This is a genomic window from uncultured Nisaea sp. (assembly GCF_963974195.1).
In the GTDB taxonomy this organism is placed as follows: Bacteria; Pseudomonadota; Alphaproteobacteria; order Thalassobaculales; family Thalassobaculaceae; genus Nisaea.
Genome location: NZ_CAXBDC010000046.1, coordinates 1 through 24078 on the forward strand (window position 1 = coordinate 1; position 24078 = coordinate 24078).

Consider the following 24078-nt stretch of genomic DNA (forward strand, 5'->3'; position numbering starts at 1 on the left):
TGGCGGAGGCCGGATCGAAGCGCCCGGACGAACTCTCCGGCGGCATGCGGCAGCGCGTAGCTGTTGCCCGTGCACTGGCGATGCGGCCCCGGGTTTTGCTGATGGACGAGCCGTTCGCCGCGCTGGACGTCCAGACACGGCAGAAGATGCAGGATTTCCTGATCGATGTCTGGCGGGATAGCGGCGCCTCAGTCGTTTTCGTCACCCACCATATCGACGAGGCGGTTGCGCTCGCTGACCGGGTCTGTGTCTTCACCTCCCGGCCGGGGCGGATCAAGGAAACCGTGAAGGTGGACCTGCCGCGTCCAAGAGATCCGTTCTCACCGGAATGCGAGGCGTTGCGGAAACGCCTGACGCAACTCCTCAAGGATGAAGTGGATCGCGCCTTCGCGGAACAGGAAGGCATGGCCGAAGCCGTCTGACCGGCGGCACCCCGCGCCGCGCCTCATCCGACATCCCAGTTTTATTAATGGAGCGACTCCATGACCAGTTGCCTGATCAGAAGCCGCGCGATGATCGCGCGCACCATTGACCGCGAAACCGCAGAGATAATCGAAGATGGAGCCGTTCTCCAGGAAGACGGTATCATCACCCAGATCGGCACTTATGCCGACCTGTCTCGAAAGAACCCGAACGTGCCCGTTGTCGGCACGGGCCAGGAGATCATGCTTCCTGGCTTCGTCAACGGCCACCACCATGTCGGCCTGACACCGGTTCAGCTCGGCTCGCCTGACATGCCGCTGGAGCTCTGGTTCATCACCCGGATGATCTGCCGGAGCGTGAATGTCTATCTCGACACGCTCTATTCTGCTTTCGAGATGATCGCCTCCGGCATCACCACAGTGCAGCACATCCATGGCTGGATGCCCGGAAAGGCCAAGCAGGTCGAAGGCTATTCCGAAGAGGTGCTGAAGGCTTATGACGATATCGGCATGCGCGCTTCCTACTGCTTCGCCGTGCGTGACCAGAACCGTCTCGTCTATCAGGCGGACGAGGAGTTCGTTGCATCGCTGCCGAAAGCCCTGCAGGACCCGATGAAGCGCTGGTTCGACCGTTTCGAGATGGGCCTTGATGATTCCATGGCGATGTTCGAGAGCCTGCATGGCAAGCATCAGAGCAAGTCGCGCACCAAGATCCAGCTCGCCCCTGCCAATCTGCACTGGTGTTCGGATGAGGCCCTGACGGCGCTTTCAGACACCTCGAAAAAATACGATGCGCCAATGCACATGCATCTGGTGGAAACCGCCTACCAGAAGGAATATGCCCGCCGCCGGGGGGGCTGCACCGCACTGGAATATCTCGACCGGTTCGACATGCTGAGCCCGCGCCTGACGCTCGGGCATGGCGTCTGGCTGAACGAGAGCGACATCGACCGGATCGCCGAGACCGGCGTCTGCATCTGCCACAATTGCTCGTCGAACTTCCGCCTGCGCTCGGGTCTGGCGGCGCTGAACGTGTTCGAGATCAAGGGCGTGAACACCGCCATTGGCCTCGACGAGGCGGGCATAAACGATGACCGGGACATGCTGCAGGAAATGCGCATGGTCCTGCGGGCACACAGGGTTCCCGGCATGGACGACGTGGTCCCGACCGCACCGCAGGTGCTGCGCATGGCGACGTCCGGCGGGGCGAAAACCACACCCTTCGCGGACAGCATCGGCACGCTGGAAGTCGGCAAGAAAGCCGATCTGTCCCTGATCGACTGGAAGCAGGTCTCCTACCCCTATCTTGACGAGGAAATGCCGTTGCTTGATGCCGTTATACAGCGCGCCAAGACCGAAGGGGTCCGGATGGTGATGTGCGACGGCGAGATCATCTATCGCGACGGCGTGTTTACCAAAGTCGACAAGGAAGGCGCCCTGAAAGCGCTGCACGACGATCTGCAATCCGCGCTGTCCAATGACGAGGTGGAACGTCGTCAGCTCTCCAAGGCCCTGCTGCCGCACGTGAAGAAATTCTACGAGAACTATTTCGACCCGGCACGGCACGAGCCTTTCTACAAGCCGAGCTCGCGCATCTGATAGCCGCGATTACCCGGGGAGAGGCTGAGTGCCCTCCCCGGCCTGCCCCTAACCCAACTCGAAAGACGTGACCCCGAAGATCCGGTCGAGGTCGATTTGGGGAGCGGGTCCCCGATACATGCGCGCGGTCTCGAAGACCGGCGCGAGCCCCAGTTCCACGGCCAGCGCCACGGCGGCACCGTTCGGCTCCGGAACGTCGAGGAAAACATCACCCGGCCCCGCCGCGCGGACGCATTCGGCGGCGAGTGCGCGAGCGGTGCCCGCATCCGACGCGAAAAGCGGGCCGATCTTGGTGCCGGAAACACAGGGCCGCGCCACCGCGTAGCCCGTCAGTGTGCCGCCATCATAGGACGCGAAGGCGGCATGTTTCTCGGTGCCGAGCCAGGCCGTGAGAAAAGCGGTGCGGGGTACGGGGAAAACCGCGGCATCGAAAGCGAGCAGTTCGGCATCCGGCTCACCGATGCGCCGGATCTCCGAGCTGGCGGTTACCTCCAGCGGCTTTGGAAAGCCACCATAACGGATATTGTTGTAGGCGAAATCGAAGCCGGAGCGTTTGTAATTCTCCTGCTGATCCACCACGCCATCAAGCCCGACCACGCGGTTCCCCGCATGCTCCATGCCTGCTTCCCAGAGCGCGTAGCCATAGCCTTTGCCGCGCTGTTCCGGCGCGACGATATAAAAACCGAGGAAAGCGAAGCTGTCGTCGTAATTCACCACCGAGATCGAAGACGTCATGCGCCCGTCGACAAAGCCGCCGAGAAAGCCCGCCGGGTCCACTGTCGCGAAGCACTGGGCATCCCGGTCGCCCGGGTTCCAGCCTTCGGCCGCGGCCCAGGCCACCGCGTCGTCCACTTCGGCCGCACTCATCGACCGGATCTTGTAACTTTCGCTCATTCCGCCGCCTGCTTTGCTACCGGCGCCGCGTGGGCGAAGGCACCCGTATAAGATTTCGGCCGGGGGCTCTCATAAGCCAGACGTTTGCAGGTCTTCAGGCCAAGCCCGACCAGGGCTTCGGCGAATTTCACGGCCGCCGCGACGCCATCGATCACCGGCACCCCGGTCTCTTTCGTCAGCGCATCTGCGAGATCGGTCATGCCCGCACAGCCCAGCAGAATGGCTTCGGCATGATCCTGCTCGATGGCGGCGATCACTTCGGCGCGCACCTTGGCAGCAGCACCGCCGCCCTCTTCTTCCAGTGCCAGCACCGGGATCTCGGCGGACCGGACCTTTCGGCACTGCCGCTCGAACCCGTATTTGAAGGCCAGCGCCTCGATGATCGGCACTGCGCGTGGCAGCGTCGTGACCACGGAGAACCCGTGCCCGACCATGGAGGCCGCCGCCATGGCCGCCTCGCAGATGCCAATCACCGGAATATCCAGCAGCTCGCGGCAGGCTTCCAGGCCCGGATCGTCGAAACAGGCGATGACCAGAGCATCGACACCATCCGCGGCACCCTTGCGGGCCTCCTCCAGCAAGCCGGGCAGGCAATAGGCCTCATCGTAGTGGCCTTCGATACTGACGGGCCCGTCCGGCGGATTGACGGCAACGATCTCCGTGCCCGGCGCGGCAACGGCGCGCGCGGTCTCACGGATCTTGTCCGTCATGGAAGCGGTTGTGTTCGGATTGATAACGAGGATTTTCATGACACTGATTAAACCATACCCTTGTCGGCATCGGAGCCGAATCTTTTCTGCCGCCAGCGGAAAGCCAGCACCAGCATGAGGCTAAGCCCGATCACCACCAGCGACAACGCGGTCGTGTAGGCGCCTAGAGCATAGATCACGGGCGTCGTCACGTTGGTCTGCATGGCCTGCAGTTCCATCGGCAGGGTGTTCAGCGCGCCGACGGACTGTGACGTCCGGGCAATCTCGTCATAGGACAGGGTGAAGCCGAACAGAGCCACGCCGATCAGGCTGGGAGCAACGATGGGCAGCACGACATGCCGGATGGTCTGCCAGTCGGTCGCCCCGAGATCCCGCGCCGCCTCCTCATAAGCCGGGTCGAACCGGTTGAAGACCGCGAACATGATCAACAGGCCGAAAGGCAGCGTCCAGGTCAGATGCGCACCGAAGGCCGAACTCCACCAGGATCGCTCGATCCCCAGCAGCTCGAACATGGAACCGATGCCGAGACTGACCACGATGGACGGCATGATCAGGCTGGCGATCACTACATAGAACAGCACGGAGCTGCCCTTGAATTTTTTCCTGTAGGCAAGCCCGGTCAGAAACGAGACCACGACCGTCGCCAGCATCACCATCAGGCCGAGCTTGATGGAACGATCGAACGAGCCCCAGATGTCGCCGATGGATTGCGGCTGGAAGATATCCGCGAACCAGTGCAGGGAGACGCCGTTCATCGGGAAGGTCAACCCACCGTCGGGACCCTGGAAAGCCAGCAGGATGACGGTGACCATCGGGCCGTAAAGGAACAGCACGAAGGCGCCGAACAGGATCGCCAGTGCATAGAAGCTGCGGGAACGGCGGCCATGCACCATGTCAGAGCTCCTTCCGGATATCGGCGAAGCGCATCAGCAGCATGATCAGCAGGATCACCACACCGAGCAGCACCATGGAGTTCGCCGCCGCCGGCGGGAATTGCAGATAGGACAGCTCCGCCGCGATGGCCTTGCCAACGGAGGCCACCTGACCGCCACCGAGCACGTTCACGGTGACAAAATCCCCCATAACCATGGCAACCACGAAGATCGAACCGATGGCGATGCCCGGCTTGCAGAGCGGCACGATGACGTTCCACACAGTCTGCCATCCGCTCGCCCCGGCATCGGTCGCCGCCTCCAGCAGGCTGCGGTCGATCCGCATCATGGAATTGAAAATCGGGACGATCATGAACAGCGTGTAGAGGTGGACATAGCCGATCACCACGGCGAATTCGCTATAGAGCAGCCACTCCACCGGTGCGTCGGTGAAGCCCGACGCAACCAGAGCATTGTTCACCAGCCCATTGCGCCCGAGCAGCGGGATCCAGGCGATCATCCGGATGACGATAGAGGTCCAGAACGGGATCGTGCAAAGCAGGAACAGCACAATCTGCATGGTGATCGTGCGGATATGGAAAGCCAGGAAATAGGCGATGGCAAAGCCGAGGACAAGCGTGATCGCCCAGACCATCAGGCAGAACCGGAAGGTAATGAAATAGGTCCTGTAGGTGACCTCGGACGAGAACACGTCCTGATAATTGAACAGCACGAAATCCGGGATCAGGATCTGGTAGGCCTGATAATCGAAGAAGCTGACCACGACCACCAGGGCGATGGGCAGCGCGAAGAAGAGAAAGAAGATCAGGCTGAGGGGCGCAGCCTGAAGGTAAACGCTCCTGGATCTCAACCACTCCATGTCAGACGTCCCGATCCCGGTTAAAGATATCCGGGGGCCGGACAGCCAGCCCCCGGATGGTGTTGCATCAGGTGGCGATGAACTCGTTCCACTTGCGGACCATGTAGCGGTCCTCGTCCATCACCGTGTTCCAGACCGTCACGTTGCCCATCCGGTCCCAGAAGGAGCCGCCGTCGCGCACGGAGCCGGCACTTTCAATCTTCTGGCCGGTCGGGCTCATGATGTCGGTCGCGGCTTTCTTGCCTTCCATCCAGAAGCCCCACTCGTCCTCGGACATGAACGGCTTCGCGGTCTCCAGCACGGCGGTGTAGTAGCCCTGACGGTTCAGGAACGCGCCAGCCCAGCCGGACATGTACCAGTTGATGAACTCATAGGCCGCATCGAGCTGCCTGCCTTCCAGATGGGACGGCAGACCGAGGCCACCGGCCCAGGCACGATAGCCTTCCTTCAGCGGCTGGTATTTGCAGGCAACGCCCATGGAGCGCACCTTGGTCACCGCCGGCGACCACATGGACTGGATAACCACCTCGCCGGACGCCATCAGGTTGACGCTCTCGTTGAATTCTTTCCAGAAAGCGCGGAACTGACCGTCCTTCTTGGCCTCCGTCAGCACCTTCATGGTGGTGTCGATCTCGGCCTTGGTCATGTTGCCCTTGTCGCCGTAAGTGGCGAGCCCGGACGCTTCGCAGACCATGGCCGCATCCATGATGCCGATGGACGGGATGTTCAGGATCGAGGCCTTGCCCTTGAATTCTGAATTCAGCAGCTCGGCCCAACTGTTGATCGGCCGATTGATCAGATCCGGCCGGATGCCGAGCGTGTCGGCGTTATAGACCGTCGGGATCAGCGTCATGTAGCCGCTTGGATCGGCCGCGAACTCGCTCGACTCTTCGCCCGCGAGATAGCTCACCTTGATCGGCGCGATGCCCTGGCGGGACATCTTGGTGCCGTCCGGCAGCTCGCCCTTGGTGAAGATCGGCACGATCTTGTCGTAATATTTGATCTTCGAGACATCCATGCCCTTCATCTTGCCGCTGGGCACGATCTTCTTCAGCATCCAGTATTCTGCATCGAGCATGTCGAAGGACGAGGACTGGGTCACCGCCCGCTTCACCACGTCATCCGAGGTGAGCGAGGTGTACTGGATGGTGAAACCGAGATCTTCCTTGGCCTTGTCCGCCAACTCCTTGAACTGGTTCACGCCGGTACCGGCGATCCGCAGCGTGATCGGCTCGGACGCATGAACGAAGGGCGCCCCCTTGATCATCGCACCACCGGCGACCGCCCCCGCGGCCATGCCCTTCAGAACCCCACGGCGCGAGACCGTTGTTTGCGGCGTAGTCTGGTTTTTATTATTCGACATCTGAAGCCTCCTCTTTCGATGTTCTACCGATCGGCCCCAAGCCGGTGCAGATCGGAAGAACGCCAAGACGCGGTCACGCTTTCGCCCACCGTGAAGCCCTTTTCGAAGAACTGGGAATCCGGCAGGGCAACGGTAAAATCCTGCAATTCGGGTGCATCGAGACGCAGTTTCGCCCAAAGCCCGAGATATTCGACCGCCGCGATCTTCGCGGTGATGTCATGAATATCACCGCCAGCCTCATCGCCAGCAGCCTGCCCGGCACGGGCAAGCCGGACCCGGTCTGCCCGTATGGCCACGGCGCTGCCCGGATCTTCGCCCACCACCGCACCGCTCATCACGTTATGGCCGCCGATGAAGCGGGCGACGAACACGCTGGCCGGACGCTCGAAAACGTCACGCGGCGCGGCGGCCTGCTCGATCCGGCCGTCATTCATCACCACCACCAGATCGGCCAGCGCCATCGCCTCTTCCTGGCTGTGAGTGACATGAATGAAACTGATGCCCAGCTCCGACTGCAGCCGCTTCAGCTCCTCCCGCATACGAATACGCAGGAACGGATCAAGCGCCGAAAGCGGCTCATCCAGCAACAAGACACCCGGTTTCGTCACCAGCGCGCGGGCCAGTGCAACCCGCTGCTGCTGGCCGCCGGAAAGCTGTGAAGGGAGCCTTTGGGCGTGCTGCTCCATCTCGACGAGGGCAAGATATTCAAGCGCGGATGCTCGCCGCTCGCCCTTCGGGACGCCGCGCATCTTCAGGCTGAAGGCGACATTATCGAGGCAGTTCAGATGGGGGAAAAGGGCATAGCTCTGGAACATCATCGCTGTGCCGCGCCGGGCCGGCTCAAGCTCGGAGACATTCTCGCCGCCGATAATGATATCGCCGTCGGAAACATTTTCATGTCCGGCAATCATCCGCAGCGTCGTGGTCTTGCCGCAGCCGGACGGGCCGAGCAGACAGCAATAAGTACCTTCGGGAATCTTGACGTCGATTTCCTTCACGGCTTCGACGGCGCCATATCTTTTCGTCAGGCCGACAAGTTCGATCCCAGCACCTGAGCGCACGATACTTTCCCCCATGAAGCACATGTTTGCCGCGAACATATTTGCTGCAACGCAACATTTCCGCAAGAGAACAGCAATATATATGCCACGGCACGCCCCGCACCATGTCTCGGTATTTCCGGGCACACAACGTTAGTGTGCCTATATAATTTGCAAAAACCCGGAAGCTTTTGACTAAAAACTGAACAAGAAAACGGCCCGCCATGATTTTGCGAGCCGCTTACGATGAATTGAAATTTTACTGCAAGCCGGCTCAGGCGGCGCGCGACACCCTGCGTCCCGACCGTCGCACGGACACCGTATCGGCACCGGCCCGGCGCCAGCTGGCAATCAGACGCCTGCCCGCCTGATAGACATGCTCCCGCGCCAGTGAGTCGGCCCGCGAGCCCTGCCCGTTCACAATGGCATCGAACAGTTCCGCATGATCGTTCAGGGACACCGCCAGGGTATCCAGATCATGCCAGCGGAATTTGACCGCTTTCAGCAGCGGGATCGACCGGGATTTGCCGATCAGCTCGCTCAGGTGCCGGTTACCCGCCGCCTCGAAGATCGCCGCGTGGAATTCCTCGTTAAGCCGGCCCCAGGCATCGCGGATCTCATCCGTCCAGTCGCCCGAATCCAGCAACGCCTCGGTCTCCGAGAGGTTCTTGTGCAACGTTCCCCGGGCACTGTCGGACAAACCCTTTTCGGCAAGGGTTCGTGCAGCAAGGCCCTCAAGGACGGCGCGCGCGGCGTAGACGCCTTCGATATCCTGTGCCGAATAGCTGCGCACGACGTAACCGCTGTTCGGCACGTATTCGAGCAATCCCTCGGCGGCAAGAATCGCAAGCCCCGCACGAACCGGCGTCCGGGAAACGTTCAATGCGTTGGATATATCGATTTCGTTCAGGCGCGCTCCAGGCGCGTAGTCGCCATCCAGTATCTTTTCCCGGAGGGCACGCACTACAGATTGTCCGCGTGTCGACATATGAAATCACCCAATCATATTTTGCGCGGCCGTTCCGGCATTTGCCGCCGGCCTCAGCACTTAAGACGGGCCGTTCTCCGGCCAGCTCTCAGCATTTCCCCCATGCGCCGATATCTCGGTTCGCGTTGTTCAGCATAACACAATCAACGTACCGGAGGTAGACAGCCAAAGGGTCTTTCTGCGAAGATTGAATCCAATTCAGCCCGCATAAATCAAAACGCGATCCGCTTCGCGCGCCTCGCCAATTTCCGCGCAGCCTTCGAAGGACCCACAAAGTGGTCACCGAACCCGATCGGACTACTCCGCAAGAACCGCAGCCCCTACAGCCTACACCGTCCGTTTTCAACAGATTTTCTTCCTATATCGGCGTTCTGGGACAACCGGTCACAGTCCCGTTCAGGGCACTGCCCGGAAATGCGCGGGGCGCCATCTGGGTCGCCATCGCCGCTCTGTTCTTCACCGTGATGGTCGCGCTGATCAAATCAATCGGTGATACAATCCCGGTCGTGCAGGTTCTGCTGTTCCGGCAAATCGTGATGACCTGCACGGTAATGCCCATTCTGGTCTCCGGCTTTCCCGACATTCTGAAAACCCGCCATCTCGGGCTGCATCTGACCCGCGTCGTGCTGGCCCTGATCGCCATGACCTGCGGCTTTACAGCCGTGGTCCACCTGCCATTGGCGGAAGCCACCGCGCTCGGTTTCGCCAAGAGCCTGTTCGTCACCATTTTCGCCATGGTCGTGCTGTCGGAGGTCGCCGGACCCCGGCGCTGGTTCGCCGTCCTGATCGGCTTTGCCGGCGTGCTTGTAATGGTGCAACCCGGCCCGGACGGGCTGAACTTCTACTCCGTCCTCGCCGTTGTCGCCGCGGCTGCCGCGGCTGCCGTCATGGTCATCATCCGCAAGGTTTCCCAGTTCGATCGCTCCGTCACCATCCTCAGCTATCAGGCCATTCTGGTTGGCTTCCTGATGGTGCCCCCGGCGATCTACTTCTGGGTCACCCCCAGCCTGCACGAATGGTTCGTCATGGGCGCCATCGGCCTGTTCTCCGTTTGCGGCCAGCTGTCAAACATCCAGGGCTTCAAGGAGGGCGAAGCCTCCGCCGTCGCGCCGATGGACTATATCCGGCTGGTCTTCGCGACACTTATCGGCTTCCTCATTTTCGCGGAAATTCCGGATCTCGAGACCACGATTGGCGCCGTCATCATCATCGCCACATCGCTGTACACAGTCAGAGCGGAAAAACGCGCCGCAACCACCAAGAAGCAAGCCTCCAAGCCGCCTCAGTAACCGTCTCTTATGCATTTTTGGATGCATATTTATGATGACTCGCAAATTGTATCCAATTTATCGCTTTGATAGCCTGATCCGATAAAATCAAGATGGATGGGGGCTTTCAAAAATGGATGATGCGGCACTGAAGCGGCAGTACGACGCCGTGGTTGAGAGGGCTGGTCTCACGATCCCGAAGGACCGGGAAGAGACCATGTTCGAGACCTACAAGAACGTGGTGAGCTGGGCCGGCATCGTCCGGAACCGCCCGCGCCCGGCAACGCTGGAGCCGTCCAACGGCTACTTCCTGGAAACGATCACCCGTGTGATCCCGTCATCGGGGGAGAAGTCCGATGTCTGACATCAGGGATCTCTCCATCGCCGAACTCGGCAAGGCCTATCGCGATCGCTCGCTGTCTCCCGTCGAAGCAACCAGGGACGCGCTGGCAACCATATCCGCCCATAATGAAAGCCTGTGCGCATTCAATACGGTCGTCCCGGAAATCGCCCTGGAGCGCGCCGCCAGGGCAGAGCAGGAACTGATGTCCGGGCAGGATCTCGGCCCGCTGCACGGCATTCCGTTCGGCGCCAAGGATATCTACGACACGGCTGGCATCCTGACCTCCTGCCAGTCGAAACTGCGCCCGGACGTGATCCCGGACAGCAATGCCCATTCGGTGCAGAAGATCCTGGATGGCGGCGCCGTTCTGCTCGGCAAATGCGCGACCATCGAATTCGCCACCGGCGGCCCCAGTCAGGAAACCCTGTTTCCTCCGGCCCGCAACCCCTGGAACACCGACCATGTGCCCGGCGGCTCCTCCTCCGGCTCCGGCGCGGCCGTCGCTTCCGGCATGACCCGGATGGCGCTCGGCTCCGACACCGGCGGCTCGATCCGTGGCCCGGCGGCCTATTGCGGCACCGTCGGCATGAAGTCGACCTATGGCAGGGTCAGCCGGCGCGGTGTCTTCCCGCTGTCCTTCACCATGGATCATTGCGGCCCGCTGAGCTGGAGCGTCGAGGATGCGGCCATCGCGCTAAATGAGATGGCGGGGTTCGATCCGCTCGACCCGGCTTCGGCGAACGTGCCGGTATCCGATTACACCGCCCAACTGAACAGTGGCGTGAAAGGCATGAAGATCGGCTATGTCGCCAACTGGCTGGACGAGGACGAGAACACCAACCCGGAAATCCGGGCGGCGATTACCGAAGCCAAGAATGCCCTGCGGGCCGAAGGCGCCATTGTCGAGCCGGTCACCCTGCCCGCGCATGATGTCTATCACGCCTGCGGCCGGATGATCATCCTGGCGGAATGTTATGCGATTCATGAAAAGGATCTGATGGAGCGGCCGGAGCTTTACGGCAGACCGACGCGGGAACGGCTGATGGCCGGCGCCTTCGTCCGGGGCTCGGACTATGTCGAGGCCCTGCGCATGCGGCGGGAGATGACGCACTGGTTCAATGCCGAAATCCTCGGCAAATACGACATGGTGATCGCCCCTGCCACATCCCTACCCGCAGGCAGGTTCGATGCCGAGCCGAACAACCCGCTGGCCCTTGGCGGCTACCTGACCGTGCCGTTCAACGTGACCGGCAGCCCGGCCATGTCCGTCTGCTGCGGTTACACCAGCGAGGGACTGCCGATTTCCATGCAGATCGTCGGCAGACCGTTTGACGAGGCCGGCGTGTTTCAGGTTGGCGCAGCATACGAGCGGGCAACGGACTGGCGCAGCCAGCGGCCGCTTCTGGCCGGTGGAGACGTACTGGCCGCGGAATAGAACAAAAGAACAGGAAACGCCCTACCCTGCCGCACCTTTGCGGGCCGCCGCGCTTTCCTTGCGGTAGACCACCCAGGTGCTGAGCAGAACCAGGCCGGCGCCGGCAAGCACCACCGGCGCCGGCCAGTCCCCGAAAGCAAAATACCCGATCAAGAGCGCCCAGATCATCTTGGTGTAGCCCATCGGGGCAATGGTCGAAGCAGACGCATGGAACAGCGCACGCATTGTCATGTATTGCGCCACTCCAGAGGCTGCCCCCATCGCCACCAATCCGGCAAGCTGCAGCGGCGTCGGCGTCACCCAGATAAAGGGCAGAACAGGCAGGATCATGGCCGAGGAAATCGCCATGAAGAGAAACACGATCGTCGTCGTCGAGTCATAGCGGCTGAGATAACGCGCGAGTAACAGGCCGCCCGCACTGAGCGCCGTCCCTGAAAGGGCATAAAGCGCCCCTTCACGCACTACATCTCCGCCCGGCCGCACCATGATCATCACCCCGGCAAAGCCGACCAGTACGGCAAACCATTTCAGGCGGCCAACCGGCTCTTTCAGCAGCGGTGCCGACAACGCGCAGACAATCAGAGGTGCAGCAAAGTTGATCGCCGTCGCATCGGCGAGCGGCAGGGCCCGATACCCAGCGAAGATCAGACCGATTGCAGCCGTGACCATAATCGTGTGCGCGAGATGCAAGGCGGGCCGATCCGTTCTGATCGAGGACCATCCAGTCGTCATCACAATGAAAAGGACAAGCGGCGGCAACGCGAAAGCGTTGCGGAAAAACATGATTTGCAGGATCGGGAACAGCTCGGTCTGCGCCTTGACCACGCCGTTAAGAACCGAGAAAAGGACCAGACCGAACAGCGTCAGAAGAATGCCCTTGCGCGGGTCCGCGACGACGGACGTTGAAGGATGCGCAAGAGCAGGGTCGGACGACATGATCGGGATGTTACCTCAATAGGTTCGGAAGATCCGCTCGATCTCGGCCGGGTCCTTGGTAACGCTGAGCGCCAAGGACAGCAGGATACGCGCTTTTTGCGGATTGAGATTGTCCGCAATCAGGAAGCCGTTTTCCTCAAGTTTCGTGCTCTTGAAAGTGCGCCCGCTTCCGGCCCGCGTGGATTGCACCACCGTCACGCCCTTCTTCACGGCCTCGCACAACACCGCTTCATCACCCGGGCCACAGAAACCCGGTGCGAAACCGGCCGAAACGATGCCTTCGGCTCCGGCTTCGAGGAACGCCCGTGCCGCCGTGCCGTCCGAGCCCGCATAGGCATAGACGATATCGACGCGCGGCATGGTATCGGCTTTGCGGATATCGAACTCGGTATCCGGCGCATGCTTGCGCAGAGGCTTGCGGTAGAAGGCAACCGTGTCGCCATCGGCATGGCCGAGGCAGCCGAAATCGGGGCTGCGGAAGGTCTGCATCCGGTAGGTCGAGGTTTTCGTCACCTCGCGGGCACACTGGATCTCGTCATTCAGCAGGGTCATCACGCCCATGCCCCTGGCATCCGGAGAACCTGCCGTGCGGATGCCGTTCAGCAGATTGAAACCGGCATCGGTCGAGAGCGCACTGGACGGCCGCTGGGAGCCGACCACGACCACCGGGATATCCGCTTTCACCGTCAGATGCAGCGCATAGGCGGTCTCTTCCAGAGAGGCGGTGCCGTGGGTGACGACGATACCATCCAGATCCGGGTCCTGTGCCAGCTCGTCGATCTTCAGCACCAGATCGCGCCACTCGGCGAAGCCGACGGACGGGCTCGGGATCGCCCGATACGGCACCGGCACCACCTCGGCGACCTCATGCACGATCGGGAACATGGCAATGATCTCGTCGACGGGGATCATGGTCTTGTTGGCGCCATAATCGAGAATATCGAGAGGGGTCTTGCCGATAGAGGCGATGGTGCCGCCGGTTCCGATGACCGCGACCTTGGGCTTGCTCATGATGGTCCTATCCGGAGTTGGAGAAGGAAGGAGTTATTCCGCGGCGGACCTGGCTCCACCGGCGTTCTTGTTCAGGCAGTCGATCAGCTCGTCGGTGCTCATGATGTCACCGAAAGTAAGGTAGAAATTCACGAGAGAACTGTTGTGCTCCTCATCGGTGGTCGCGGCATTTCCATCAGTGACCATGATGGTCTTGAAGTTCATCATCATGGCGTCGCGGGCGGAGGATTCACAGCACACATTCGTCACGGTACCCGTGATCAAAACAGTATCAAACCCGCGCGCCTTCAGAATATCCGGCAGGTCGGAATAGCCCGGCAGGAAAGCCGAATAACGGTATTTCAGAACCCTGCTGTCCTCGTCCCGGACATCGAGGTCCGCCCAGAGCTGATGCCCCAGCGTTCCCTCGCTCATCGACTCAATGCGCTTGGCGGTCTTTTCCGGCGGCGTCATGGCATGCAGGTTGGACCAGCTTTCAAGGCAGGCATCGTCATGGGTGTTCTGGATCCAGAACACATGCCCGCCGGTCTCCCGGACTGTCCCGGCCAGACGGTTCACGTTCGGCACGATCTCCCGCGCCATCGTGCAGAGCGCATGCGCCACATCGTCCATCATGAAACCGTTCTGCAGGTCGATGACGATCAGAGCGGTTTTGGCCGGATCGAGATCGGCGAAGGGATGCGCCGTGCCCCGACGCTGAATGACGGACTGGGTAACACGCTCGGGTATGGCAATTTCATGCATCTTGTTTCTCCCTTTCCTGATCCCCGGTTTAGGCCGGCATCGGTTCCCTGATTTTCGGTGCGGCGGTTTCATCCAGCTTGAAACAGCGGGCGATACGGCCGGGTCCGAGCGTGACCTCGGCCGGAACTTCCGCGCGGCAGCCATCGTCCGCCATCCGGCAGCGCGGCGCGAAACTGCATCCGGTCGGCAGGGATCTGAGATCCGGCGGGCTGCCGGGAATGGCTTCGATATCCTTGCCGCGCATGTTGCCGTGCACCGTCGAGGACAGCATGCCCCGCGTGTAGGGATGGCGCGGGCTGTTCAGCACTTCCTGCACCGTGCCGGTCTCGACGATGCGGCCGGCATACATCACCGCCACCCGGTCGGCGATTTCGGCGGCAACGCCGAGATCATGGGTGACGAAGATCATCCCCATGCCCATCTCCTCCTGCAGCTTGCGCAGCAGGATCAGGACCTGGATCTGCACCGTCGCATCAAGCGCGGTGGTCGGCTCGTCCGCCAGCAGCAGCTTCGGCCGGCAGGACAATGCCAGAGCGATCATCGCCCGCTGCCGCAAACCGCCGGAAAGCTCATGCGGGAAGGCTTTCAGACGGCGCTCGGCCGACGGCACCTTGACCAGCTCCAGCAGCTCCAGCGCCCGCTCGAGCCCCTTTTGCATGGTACAGCCTTCGTGCCGGCGCACGGTCTCCGCGATCTGATGACCGATGGAATAAACCGGGTCGAGCGCGGTCATCGGCTCCTGAAAAATCATCGAGGCAAGCCCGCCGCGAAACGCCGAGAGCTCCTTCCCCTTCAATGCCAGAACATCCTTGCCGTCGACTTCCAGCGCGCCGGTGATTTTGGTCCGCCGCTCCGGCAGCAAGCGCATCAGCGCCCGCATGCTGACGCTCTTGCCGGAGCCGGACTCACCGATGATGCAAAGCACCTCGCCGGGATCGAGCGTCAGATTGACGTCATTGACGGCATTCACCGTCGACTCCCGGCTGACAAACTTGACGTTGAGATCCTTCACGGAAACCAGGGGCACGGAAACCAGAGGCGCGGAAGATCCGGTACTCATGACGCGCTCCTTACGGCTGCTTGCGGTTTTTTTCCAGCCAGGCTTGCCGCCCTCGAATGCCCCGATTGCGGGACATACATGTGGCAGGCGGAGACATGCTCCATTGCCGTGGCGTAACCGGGCAAAACGGGCTTCTCGACTTCGCAGATCTTCTCCGCGAACTGGCACCGGGTACGGAAGCGGCAGCCCGAGGGCGGGTTGATCGGGTTCGGCGGATCACCGACCAGAGGCGGCTCCTCCACCCGGTCGTCCGGATCCATGGAGAGGCGCGAGGCCAGCAGGGCCGTGGTGTAGGGATGCTTCGGGTTCGCGTAGATCTCGTCGACCGGACCGATCTCCACCACCTCGCCCAGATACATCACCAGTACCCGGTCGCTGACATACTGAACCACGTTCAGATCATGGGAGATGAAGACATAGGTCAGGTTGAAATGGTCTTTCAGGTAGCGCAGCAGGTTCAGGACCTGTGCCTCCACCGACTTGTCCAGCGCGGAGACCGCTTCGTCCAGAATGACCACGCGCGGCTCGAGAACCAGGGCACGGGCGATGTTCACCCGCTGCTTCTGTCCGCCAGATAGTTCATGCGGATAACGCGGGCCGAACAGGTTCGGGTCGAGACCGACCTTCTTCATCAGCTCGCGCGCCGCATCCTTGGCCTCCCCGGAAGAAGCACCATGGACGGTCTTTCCGTAGGCAATGGAATCCTCGATCGGCATCCTCGGGTTCAGCGAGGAATAGGAATCCTGGAAGACCATCTGCATCAGGCGCCGCATGTCCCGGACCAGCAGCCCGTCTTTCTGGCCGACCGCCTCGCCGTCGAAGATCAGCTCGCCTGAATCCGGCACGATGAGATGCATCAGCAACCGGGCAAGCGTGGACTTCCCGCACCCGGACTCGCCAACAACGCCGAGCGTCTCCCCTTTCATGACGGAGAAACTGACGCCATCGACGGCACGGACATGGCCGATTGCCCGGTTCAGCACGCCGCCGGTGATCGGGAAATGCTTCTGCAACTGGCGTGCGATAAGCATCGGCTGCGCTTCACCGCCACGGTCCCGCGCGTCCCGGACATCCACTTCGCTTAGAGCGGGACTGGGGGCAGGTGCCATTTCTGTAGTGCTCATAAGTCCGCTCCTCACATTCTGACGTCCATGGCCGAGCGCAAACCGTCGCTGACCAGATTGAAACAGACCGAGGTGATCAGGATCGCAACGCCCGGCAGGGCACAGACCATCGGGTTGATGTAGATCGCACCGCGCAGGGTGTTCAGCATCAGGCCCCAGTCCGGCTCCGGCGGGGTTACGCCAAGGCCGAGGAAGGAAAGGCCGGATGCCAGCAGGATGCTGACGCTGACCAGGCTGGAAGCGTAAATCGTGATCGGCCCCAGCACGTTGCCCAGGATATGCACCCGGATAATGCTGAAGGTCCCGGCTCCCGTGGCCCGGGCCGCCTCGACGAAGTCCAGGTTCCGGACCTGTGAGGTCGCCGTTTCGGCCACCCGGCACAGCGGCGGGATGAAGACCAGCGTCAGGGACGCCATGCCGTTGAAAACCCCTCCGCCGAGCGCGCCGGAGATGGCCACCGCCAGCAGGATCGACGGGAAGGCATAGAACACGTCCACCGTCCGCATGATCGCCATGTTGGTCCGGCCGCCGAGAAATCCGGCGAGGACTCCCAGGCTTCCGCCGACAATCGTGGCGATCAGGACGGGTATGATCCCCATGGCGAGCGAGATCCGGCCGCCATAGAGCAGACGGGACAGGATATCCCGGCCCAGCTTGTCCGTGCCGAAGATGAAATCCTTGTAGCCAATGGGCTTCAGCCGGTTGATCAGGCTGCTTTCATAGGGATCCATCGGCGCCAGCAAGGGCGCGAAGATGGCGGAAAGCAAAATCAGGATCACAACGCTCCCGAAGAACAGCGTCATGTAGTCATAGCGCAAACGGTAGCCCACGCTTTGCCAGTAGCTTCGCACCTTGAGCGCCGGTGCCGACTGACTGGCAGCCGGAGCCTCGCCCGGTGTCACTGCGATATAGGTCATTTCAACAGCCCTCTTCCGTTCAACCGCGTTTCAGACGCGGGTCGACCGCGGTCTGCATCAGGTCGATGACGAGATTTGTGGCAACGAATATGATGGCCAGAACAAGGATCGTGCCCTGCAGAACCGGCAGATCACGGGTCAGAATGGCCTTGTTCAGAAGGAAACCGGTCCCCGGCCAGGTGAAGATCGTCTCCACCAGGATCGAGCCGCCCATCAGATAGCCGAATTGCAGCCCCATGACGGCCAGCACCTGCGGCAGGGCATTCTTGATCACATGCCGGAGGATTTCCCCTCCCATCAGCCCTTTAGCCCGCAGCGTTTCGACGAAGTCCTGGTTCAGCACTTCGGCAACAGCCGAGCGGGTGGTCCGGGTAATGATCCCGATCGGGATCAGGGAAAGGGTGATGATCGGCATCACCACATGCCGGAAATTGCTCCATTCGAAGATATTGAACGTCTCGGATCCGCGCGGCCCCATGCCGGTGGCCGGCAGGACATTCAGCTCGACCGCAAAGATGATCACCAGCACGATGCCGAGCCAGTAGTTCGGCACACTGACGCCGATCACCGCGATCCCTGTCACGATACGGTCAATGAAGGTGCCGATATGGTAGCCGGCAACGGTTCCAAGCGCGAAGGCGAGCGTGAAGGCGACAAGGACGGCACCGGCCGCCAGCATGATGGTGTTCCCGAGCGCCTTGAAGATCTCGTCGGATACCGGCCTGCCGGTCGCGATGGAAAATCCGAAGTCGCCGGTCACGACCTTGCCGAGCCAGATGAAATACTGGACCGGGATCGGCTTGTCGAAACCGTAGGCTTTCTTGACCATCATGATGGTCTCTTCGCTGGCATCCTCCGGAAGCAGGGTCTGCAACGGATCACCCGGAGCGATATAGACCAGCGCGAAGCAGACGATGCTGACGCCAAGGGCGATGGGAAGAGCATAAAGCAGACGCCGGATAATGTAGGCGGTCACGGGATTATCCCTCCTGACAGGCAGTCAAAAACTCCAGGGTCTCCGGGCCTGCCGCCAAAGAAAGGGAAGAGCGGCGGAAGGCCCGGAGTGGTGGGTTAAGAGTTATTCGACGACGATCGGCGTCAGGTCCTGAAACCAGCTCTGCGCCTGCACGAAGCCCTTGATGTTCGGAGCGATAGCCCGCGGGTTGACGTCATGGGCGACCCACAGCATCACCGCGTCCTCGACCATCATCTCATGCAGCTTTGTGAGCTTTTCCATCCGCTCCTTCGGATCGAACGAGAGATAGATCTCGTCGATCAGGGCATCGACTTCGGGGCTTGTGTAGTGCCCCCAGTTCGAGCCCTTCGGCGCGTGCTGCTTGGAATAGACGTGCCGGATCAGGGCGCTGAACGGATCCTGCAGGGCGCGGCTGATGTTGATGCCGTCGATGTCCGGGTTCTTTTCCCGGCCCGGGCGGCCGACATCCAGCAGGGCATTCCAGTCCATGACCTTCAGCTCAGTGTCGAAACCGGCTGCGTCGAGCTGGGACTTGATCAGCTCGTTCATCGGCAGCGGCTGCATCTGGCCGGACCCGGAGGTCGAGATCGCCAGCTTGATCTTGCAGGGATAGCAATCGACGCTCTTGAGCAGCTCGGTCGCTTTTTCCGGGTTGAATTCGTACTTCACCGACGGCGTGCCGTGATACGGCGTGGAAGGCGGCACGTTGGTATAGCCTTCTTCCATGTAACCGTTCAGCAGCGCCTTGATTTCCGGACGGTTCAGAGCGTAGTTCGCGGCCTGACGGACTTCCTTGTACTTGAAGTTACCGTCGACATGGTTCAGCTGGTAGGACCAGTTGTGCGGGTAGGATGCCGTGACAATCTGCATGCCCGAGGATTCAAGCCGCGGGATGGTATCGGGAGACGGCGCCTCGATGAAATCCACTTCCCCGGACAGCAGGGCAGCAGCGCGGGTGGTCGCTTCCGGCATCGGGATCAGAACCAGCCGGTCATGCTTCGGGATCCGGGTCTTGTCCCAGTATTCCGCATTCTTCACCAGCTCGAGACGCTCCTGCGGAACGATGCTTGAGAATTTGTAAGGGCCCGTCCCGGACGGAGCCTCGGCATAGGCCAGGTAATCATTCTTCAGCTCGGTCAGACGGCATTTGCTGATCATGAACCAGTAGCTGAGCTGGTAGGGGAACAGCGCGTCCGGCGTCTTCATGTTGAAGGCAACCTGATGGTCCCCAACGATATCAACACTGTCGATATTGCCGGTCCGGTCACGGATCAAACCGAACTGCTTCACGTTGAACTGCGGCGCGTCTTCCTTGGAAATGCGCTCAAAATTCCAGACCACGTCCTCCGGTCCGAAATCGCACCCGTCATGCCATTTCACGCCCTCGCGCAGCGTGACGAGCCAGCGCTTGTTGTTCTCGGGATCGATCTCCCAGGCTGTCGCCAGACCCGGCTTGATATCCGCCGCGGTCTCGCCCTGGGACAGATCCCACAGCACGAGCGTGTCATAGAGATTGTAACCGACGAAACGATAGCCCTCGAACCCCTGATCGGGCTGTCCGAGAACGATCGGAATGTCGCCGGCCGTCATGGCGACGCGCAGAACCGATTCCGCGGACGCCGCATGTCCCGATACCGCCAGTCCGGCGGTGACCGAAACGGCCGCGGCGAGCCTTTTGAATAATTTCATTGAGAAGCCTCCTGTTTTTTGAACAAAGCAGCCCGCCTCAATGCTGTCCGCGCCACACTCTCCAGGACGGAGACCCCGAATGGCAGGACGACGAGCATGCTCTGCACCCCGCTACCGCACAGCAATTGCCGTGCCATGAGAATATAATTGTATCCAATTTTTACGTTAAGCCGCTTAACACGACCAAAGCGCGACAAAGCATGTCGTTGAATCAACGGCGATATCGTCGCCTGAAATTAAATTTTTCCAATTAATAAAAGACTTTGATTCAATTTCACGATCCGCCTCACACCTCTTGCATCCAGCACCATGAAATCAAAAAATGTGCACAATCCTTGATCAGAATCACCACCAAATTACAGGACCATTTCGGTCACTCATTTTTCCAAAAATTCGCAATTAACTGATAATAAACAATATTTATACATATCAATCTCAAAGATTCAGGTCATTTTTTGTGCATCGCACAATTTTCTTGCTCTCCTTCCATCATTTTTGGATACAATTTGAAAGACAACAGAAAACGCCGCACACAGCCATCACACAGATCACCGTATCGCGGCCCGCCAGGAGCCTCTCATGACCACGTTTCAGGATGAAAAAACAGACCGGCTAATGTTCCAGAAATTGACGCAAATACTGGGACTTACACTGCCGGCAGACCGCGAACAGGCGATTTACGAAGGCTATGCCGGACTGCGCACCATGGCCGATGGCCTGCGCCGCCCGCGAACGGCAGCGTCCGAGCCGGCGGGCACGTTCGACCCGACAACGATTGGCCGGGGAGCGGAACAATGACCGGCGTGGCGGGCGGCAAATCCATTGCCGAGCTTGGCGCGGCCCTGCGTGACGGCTCCCTGACCTCGGTTGCCCTGACAGAGGAAACCCTGGACCGGATCGACCGGCAGGACGGCCAGATCGACAGCTTCATCCTCGTTACCAGGGAACGTGCGCTTGCCGACGCGGCCAAGGCAGACAAGGAGCGCGCCAGCGGCGTGGACAAGGGACCGATGCACGGTATCCCCTACGGCCTGAAGGATATCTATGACACGGCGGGCATCACCACCACCTGTCACTCCAAGCTCCGGCTGGACAATGTTCCCGAGGCGGACAGCGTCTGCGCGGTGAAACTGCGCGAGGCCGGTGGCGTGCTGATCGGCAAGCTGGCAACCCACGAATTCGCCTTCGGTGGCCCGTCCTTCGATCTGCCTTTCCCGCCCGCACGCAACCCATGGAACCGCAATCACGGCCCCGGAGGCTCTTCCAGCGGCTCCGGCGCAGCGGTCGCGGCGGGTTTCCTGCGCATGGCCATGGGTTCGGACACCGGCGGCTCGATCCGGGGACCGGCGGCCTATTGCGGCATCATCGGCATGAAGCCGACCTATGGCCGGGTCAGCCGGCGCGGAGTCTTTCCGCTGTCTTACACGCTGGACCATTGCGGCCCGCTGTCGAAAAATGTGGAAGACGCGGCCATCACCCTGCAATGCATCGCCGGGTACGATCCGCTGGACCCGGCCTCCGCGAACCAGCCGGTGCCTGATTATCGGGCAGATCTCGGCAAGGGCGTCGCGGGCCTCAGGGTCGGTATTCTCAGCTCGTTCTATAAGGGGGCCGAAGGCCTGTCGGACGAGTCCGCCGCCGCCATAGAGGCCGCTGCCGCCACCTTCCGCAGCCTCGGGGCCGAGGTCGAGGAAGTCGCCGCCGTCTCGCCCTACGCGGATTACAACAATTGCGGCCGTGTCATCCTTCTCGCCGAAGCTTATGCCATTCACGAGCAGGACCTGCAGACCCGGCCGTTGGATTACGGCCGCCTGACGATGGAACGGATCGTCCTCGGCGGCTACCTGACGGCCGCCGATCTGATGCAGGCCCAGCGTCAGCGGCGGGAGCTCTGCGAGGAGGTCAATACCGGGCTGTTCTCGCGCTACGATATCCTGCTGGCACCAAGCTCACTCTCTCCGGCACCGCTGATCGACGCGCCGCAGAAGAGCTTCCCGGTTTCCTGGCCGATGCAGACCCTGCCCTTCAACGTGACCGGTAATCCAGCCATGTCGATCCCGGTCGGCTTCAGCAAATCGGGACTGCCGCTGTCGATGCAGATCGTCGGAAAATATTTCGACGAGGCCACCGTGTTCCGGGCCGGGCAAGCCTATGAGCAGGCAACGGAATGGCACCAGCAATGGCCGGCGATGGGGGCCATTGCCGACGCAAGCGCCGCGTAGATGAAATACCCTTCGGGAGCGCCTTTATCCGCCGGCTCGCCGCATTCTGGGCAGTATTCCGGAAAGCACGCGGGCCATTGCCTGGGGTCGCTCTCGTCGCCAGATCCGGCTTCGAGGCCACCGGCTTCGGGGCGGGGATGATGAGCACGGTGCGGCCGCCGGAGCGGCCACACCGAAATTGTGTAATCAGGCGGCGCCGAATACCTGCTCCGCCGCCTTGACCGTGGCACCGACTATGATGTCCGCCTCTTCACGGGTCAGGCAGAGCGGCGGCGCGAAGCCGAGGATGTCGCCCTGCGGCATGGCCCGGGCGATCACGCCCTGCTCCAGCAGAGCCGACGCCATGGCCGGGCCGATCTTGCGGGACGGATCGAAGAAGGTGCGCTTCTCCTTGTCCTCGACGAATTCGACGGCGGCCAGCAGGCCCTCCCCCCGGACATCGCCGACATGGGCGTGGGAGCCGAGCGCGTCGGTCAGTGCCTTGTTGAAATAGGCCCCCATCTCCTTCGCATTGCCGACCAAGCCAAGCCGGTCGATCAGATCGAGGTTCGCAACACCGGCGGCGGCTCCGATCGGGTGCGCCGAATAGGTCCAGCCATGGCCGATCGGGCCAAGCTCGTCCGTGCCCTGCTCCAGCACCTTCCAGACCTTGTCCGAAATGATCGAGCCGGACAGCGGCGCATAGGCCGAGGTCAGGCCTTTGGCGATGGTGATGATGTCCGCCTCGATGCCGTAATGGTCACAGCCCATCATCGAGCCAAGCCGCCCGAAGCCGGTGACCACCTCGTCGGCAATCAGCAGGATATCGTGCTTCTTCAGGACCGCCTGGATGGCGGCCCAGTATCCGGCCGGTGGCGGCACGATACCGCCAGTGCCGAGTACCGGCTCGCCGATGAAGGCGGCGATGGTGTCCGCGCCCTCACGCTCGATCAGCGCTTCCAGCTCGGAGGCGCAATGGGCGGTAAACTCCGCTTCACTCTGACCGAGATCCGGGCGGCGGAAATAATACGGGGCATCGGTGTGGATAACCTGGGACAGCGGCAGGTCGAACTTCTTGTGGAACAGCTCGAGCCCGGTCAGCGAGCCGGTCACCAGCCCGGAGCCGTGATAGCCGCGCCAACGCGAGATGATCTTCTTCTTCTCCGGACGGCCGAGCACGTTGTTGTAGTACCAGACCAGCTTGACGTTGGTTTCGTTCGCGTCCGAGCCGCCGAGGCCGAAATAGACCTTGGACATGTTCGACGGCGCCCGGTCGAGCACCATCTTGGACAGCGTGATCGAGGCCTCGGTGCCGTGCCCGACATAGGAATGGTAGTAGGCCAGCTCTTTCGCCTGCGCCGCGATGGCTTCGGAAATCTCCGGACGGCCGTAACCGACATTGACGCAATAGAGCCCCGCGAACCCGTCCAGCATCTTCTTGCCGTCCCGGTCCTCGATATAGACACCGGAGCCGCCGGTGATCACCCGCGTCGGGGTTTCACCACGGGCATGCTGGGCAAGATGGGTCGAGGGATGGAAGAAATTCTCCCGGTCCCACTGACCGAGCTGGTCGTTGGTAAGCATTGTCATTCCTTTCGTCTGCGCG

The 24078-nt window shown here is 61.2% G+C and carries 23 protein-coding genes; 7 read left to right on the forward strand and 16 right to left on the reverse strand.

Annotation, left to right across the window (positions count from 1 at the left end; all coding sequences use genetic code 11):
- Positions 1-422, forward strand: a 422-nt coding sequence (locus tag AAC126_RS11695; protein WP_339853530.1) for an ATP-binding cassette domain-containing protein, incomplete at its 5' end; no start/stop codon positions are given.
- A 60-nt stretch (positions 423-482) separates the two neighbouring features.
- Complete coding sequence (locus AAC126_RS11700; protein ID WP_339853531.1) at positions 483-2021, forward strand: amidohydrolase family protein; 1539 nt, start codon at positions 483-485, stop codon at positions 2019-2021.
- A gap of 48 nt (positions 2022-2069) precedes the next feature.
- Here the strand turns inward: AAC126_RS11700 and AAC126_RS11705 are convergent, their stop codons facing one another.
- From AAC126_RS11705 to AAC126_RS11735, 7 genes are all read right to left on the reverse strand, one after another.
- On the reverse strand, positions 2070-2915 hold the full coding sequence (locus AAC126_RS11705) for a GNAT family N-acetyltransferase (protein ID WP_339853532.1): 846 nt from the start codon (positions 2913-2915) through the stop codon (positions 2070-2072).
- Positions 2912-3664, reverse strand: a complete 753-nt coding sequence (locus tag AAC126_RS11710) for an aspartate/glutamate racemase family protein (protein WP_339853534.1) — start codon at positions 3662-3664, stop codon at positions 2912-2914. The genes AAC126_RS11705 and AAC126_RS11710 overlap by 4 nt, the downstream gene beginning before the upstream one ends.
- A gap of 8 nt (positions 3665-3672) precedes the next feature.
- Positions 3673-4518: an ABC transporter permease gene (locus AAC126_RS11715; protein WP_339853536.1), complete on the reverse strand. Its 846-nt coding sequence runs from the start codon at positions 4516-4518 to the stop codon at positions 3673-3675.
- Position 4519: 1 nt separating this feature from the next.
- Positions 4520-5377 (reverse strand): ABC transporter permease, encoded by an 858-nt coding sequence (locus AAC126_RS11720; RefSeq protein ID WP_339853538.1) that lies wholly within the window; start codon positions 5375-5377, stop codon positions 4520-4522.
- 67 nt (positions 5378-5444) lie between these two features.
- On the reverse strand, positions 5445-6740 hold the full coding sequence (locus AAC126_RS11725) for a PotD/PotF family extracellular solute-binding protein (RefSeq protein WP_339853540.1): 1296 nt from the start codon (positions 6738-6740) through the stop codon (positions 5445-5447).
- A gap of 23 nt (positions 6741-6763) precedes the next feature.
- On the reverse strand, positions 6764-7801 hold the full coding sequence (locus AAC126_RS11730) for an ABC transporter ATP-binding protein (protein WP_339853542.1): 1038 nt from the start codon (positions 7799-7801) through the stop codon (positions 6764-6766).
- Between the two features lie 253 nt (positions 7802-8054).
- Positions 8055-8768 (reverse strand): GntR family transcriptional regulator, encoded by a 714-nt coding sequence (locus tag AAC126_RS11735; protein WP_339853544.1) that lies wholly within the window; start codon positions 8766-8768, stop codon positions 8055-8057.
- A 275-nt stretch (positions 8769-9043) separates the two neighbouring features.
- On the opposite strand from AAC126_RS11735, the gene AAC126_RS11740 reads away from it, so the two are divergent.
- The 3 genes from AAC126_RS11740 (at position 9044) to AAC126_RS11750 (ending at position 11814) form a co-directional block, all read left to right on the forward strand.
- A complete protein-coding gene (locus AAC126_RS11740; RefSeq protein WP_339853546.1) occupies positions 9044-10057 on the forward strand; it encodes a DMT family transporter in 1014 nt (337 codons plus the stop codon).
- 112 nt (positions 10058-10169) lie between these two features.
- Complete coding sequence (locus AAC126_RS11745) at positions 10170-10400, forward strand: hypothetical protein (protein ID WP_339853548.1); 231 nt, start codon at positions 10170-10172, stop codon at positions 10398-10400.
- Complete coding sequence (locus AAC126_RS11750; RefSeq protein WP_339853550.1) at positions 10393-11814, forward strand: amidase; 1422 nt, start codon at positions 10393-10395, stop codon at positions 11812-11814. The genes AAC126_RS11745 and AAC126_RS11750 overlap by 8 nt, the downstream gene beginning before the upstream one ends.
- A gap of 21 nt (positions 11815-11835) precedes the next feature.
- Here the strand turns inward: AAC126_RS11750 and AAC126_RS11755 are convergent, their stop codons facing one another.
- From AAC126_RS11755 to AAC126_RS11790, 8 genes are all read right to left on the reverse strand, one after another.
- Complete coding sequence (locus AAC126_RS11755; protein ID WP_339853552.1) at positions 11836-12750, reverse strand: DMT family transporter; 915 nt, start codon at positions 12748-12750, stop codon at positions 11836-11838.
- 15 nt (positions 12751-12765) lie between these two features.
- Positions 12766-13761: an asparaginase gene (locus AAC126_RS11760; protein ID WP_339853554.1), complete on the reverse strand. Its 996-nt coding sequence runs from the start codon at positions 13759-13761 to the stop codon at positions 12766-12768.
- A gap of 33 nt (positions 13762-13794) precedes the next feature.
- Complete coding sequence (locus AAC126_RS11765) at positions 13795-14505, reverse strand: isochorismatase family cysteine hydrolase (protein ID WP_339853556.1); 711 nt, start codon at positions 14503-14505, stop codon at positions 13795-13797.
- Positions 14506-14533: 28 nt separating this feature from the next.
- Positions 14534-15565: an ABC transporter ATP-binding protein gene (locus tag AAC126_RS11770; protein WP_339853558.1), complete on the reverse strand. Its 1032-nt coding sequence runs from the start codon at positions 15563-15565 to the stop codon at positions 14534-14536.
- Entirely contained in the window at positions 15562-16689 is a 1128-nt protein-coding gene (locus AAC126_RS11775; protein WP_339853560.1) for an oligopeptide/dipeptide ABC transporter ATP-binding protein, read from the reverse strand. The genes AAC126_RS11770 and AAC126_RS11775 overlap by 4 nt, the downstream gene beginning before the upstream one ends.
- Positions 16690-16700: 11 nt before the next feature.
- A complete protein-coding gene (locus AAC126_RS11780) occupies positions 16701-17606 on the reverse strand; it encodes an ABC transporter permease (RefSeq protein WP_339853562.1) in 906 nt (301 codons plus the stop codon).
- 19 nt (positions 17607-17625) lie between these two features.
- Entirely contained in the window at positions 17626-18582 is a 957-nt protein-coding gene (locus AAC126_RS11785; RefSeq protein ID WP_339853563.1) for an ABC transporter permease, read from the reverse strand.
- 102 nt (positions 18583-18684) lie between these two features.
- Entirely contained in the window at positions 18685-20271 is a 1587-nt protein-coding gene (locus tag AAC126_RS11790; RefSeq protein ID WP_339853565.1) for an ABC transporter substrate-binding protein, read from the reverse strand.
- 579 nt (positions 20272-20850) lie between these two features.
- On the opposite strand from AAC126_RS11790, the gene AAC126_RS11795 reads away from it, so the two are divergent.
- Together AAC126_RS11795 and AAC126_RS11800 are read left to right on the forward strand one after the other, a co-directional pair.
- Positions 20851-21069 carry a hypothetical protein gene (locus AAC126_RS11795; protein ID WP_339853566.1) on the forward strand — a complete coding sequence of 73 codons (219 nt, stop codon included), beginning with the start codon at positions 20851-20853 and terminating at the stop codon, positions 21067-21069.
- Positions 21066-22493 (forward strand): amidase, encoded by a 1428-nt coding sequence (locus tag AAC126_RS11800; protein ID WP_339853568.1) that lies wholly within the window; start codon positions 21066-21068, stop codon positions 22491-22493. The genes AAC126_RS11795 and AAC126_RS11800 overlap by 4 nt, the downstream gene beginning before the upstream one ends.
- A gap of 186 nt (positions 22494-22679) precedes the next feature.
- Here AAC126_RS11800 and AAC126_RS11805 read toward each other — a convergent pair whose 3' ends face one another.
- Positions 22680-24056, reverse strand: coding sequence for an aspartate aminotransferase family protein (locus AAC126_RS11805; protein ID WP_339853569.1), 1377 nt, complete (start codon positions 24054-24056; stop codon positions 22680-22682).
- Between the last annotated feature and the right edge of the window lie 22 nt (positions 24057-24078).

What these genes read in the sequence shown, in the direction of transcription:
- AAC126_RS11780 (WP_339853562.1), bottom strand. Translation starts at nt 17,606, where the DNA reads ATGACCTATATCGCAGTGACACCGGGCGAGGCTCCGGCTGCCAGTCAG.
- AAC126_RS11735 (WP_339853544.1), bottom strand. Translation starts at nt 8,768, where the DNA reads ATGTCGACACGCGGACAATCTGTAGTGCGTGCCCTCCGGGAAAAGATA.
- AAC126_RS11750 (WP_339853550.1), top strand. Translation starts at nt 10,393, where the DNA reads ATGTCTGACATCAGGGATCTCTCCATCGCCGAACTCGGCAAGGCCTAT.
- AAC126_RS11710 (WP_339853534.1), bottom strand. Translation starts at nt 3,664, where the DNA reads ATGAAAATCCTCGTTATCAATCCGAACACAACCGCTTCCATGACGGAC.
- AAC126_RS11700 (WP_339853531.1), top strand. Translation starts at nt 483, where the DNA reads ATGACCAGTTGCCTGATCAGAAGCCGCGCGATGATCGCGCGCACCATT.
- AAC126_RS11705 (WP_339853532.1), bottom strand. Translation starts at nt 2,915, where the DNA reads ATGAGCGAAAGTTACAAGATCCGGTCGATGAGTGCGGCCGAAGTGGAC.
- AAC126_RS11805 (WP_339853569.1), bottom strand. Translation starts at nt 24,056, where the DNA reads ATGCTTACCAACGACCAGCTCGGTCAGTGGGACCGGGAGAATTTCTTC.
- AAC126_RS11755 (WP_339853552.1), bottom strand. Translation starts at nt 12,750, where the DNA reads ATGTCGTCCGACCCTGCTCTTGCGCATCCTTCAACGTCCGTCGTCGCG.
- AAC126_RS11725 (WP_339853540.1), bottom strand. Translation starts at nt 6,740, where the DNA reads ATGTCGAATAATAAAAACCAGACTACGCCGCAAACAACGGTCTCGCGC.
- AAC126_RS11720 (WP_339853538.1), bottom strand. Translation starts at nt 5,377, where the DNA reads ATGGAGTGGTTGAGATCCAGGAGCGTTTACCTTCAGGCTGCGCCCCTC.
- AAC126_RS11795 (WP_339853566.1), top strand. Translation starts at nt 20,851, where the DNA reads ATGACCACGTTTCAGGATGAAAAAACAGACCGGCTAATGTTCCAGAAA.
- AAC126_RS11775 (WP_339853560.1), bottom strand. Translation starts at nt 16,689, where the DNA reads ATGAGCACTACAGAAATGGCACCTGCCCCCAGTCCCGCTCTAAGCGAA.
- AAC126_RS11760 (WP_339853554.1), bottom strand. Translation starts at nt 13,761, where the DNA reads ATGAGCAAGCCCAAGGTCGCGGTCATCGGAACCGGCGGCACCATCGCC.
- AAC126_RS11790 (WP_339853565.1), bottom strand. Translation starts at nt 20,271, where the DNA reads ATGAAATTATTCAAAAGGCTCGCCGCGGCCGTTTCGGTCACCGCCGGA.
- AAC126_RS11715 (WP_339853536.1), bottom strand. Translation starts at nt 4,518, where the DNA reads ATGGTGCATGGCCGCCGTTCCCGCAGCTTCTATGCACTGGCGATCCTG.
- AAC126_RS11800 (WP_339853568.1), top strand. Translation starts at nt 21,066, where the DNA reads ATGACCGGCGTGGCGGGCGGCAAATCCATTGCCGAGCTTGGCGCGGCC.
- AAC126_RS11745 (WP_339853548.1), top strand. Translation starts at nt 10,170, where the DNA reads ATGGATGATGCGGCACTGAAGCGGCAGTACGACGCCGTGGTTGAGAGG.
- AAC126_RS11770 (WP_339853558.1), bottom strand. Translation starts at nt 15,565, where the DNA reads ATGAGTACCGGATCTTCCGCGCCTCTGGTTTCCGTGCCCCTGGTTTCC.
- AAC126_RS11765 (WP_339853556.1), bottom strand. Translation starts at nt 14,505, where the DNA reads ATGCATGAAATTGCCATACCCGAGCGTGTTACCCAGTCCGTCATTCAG.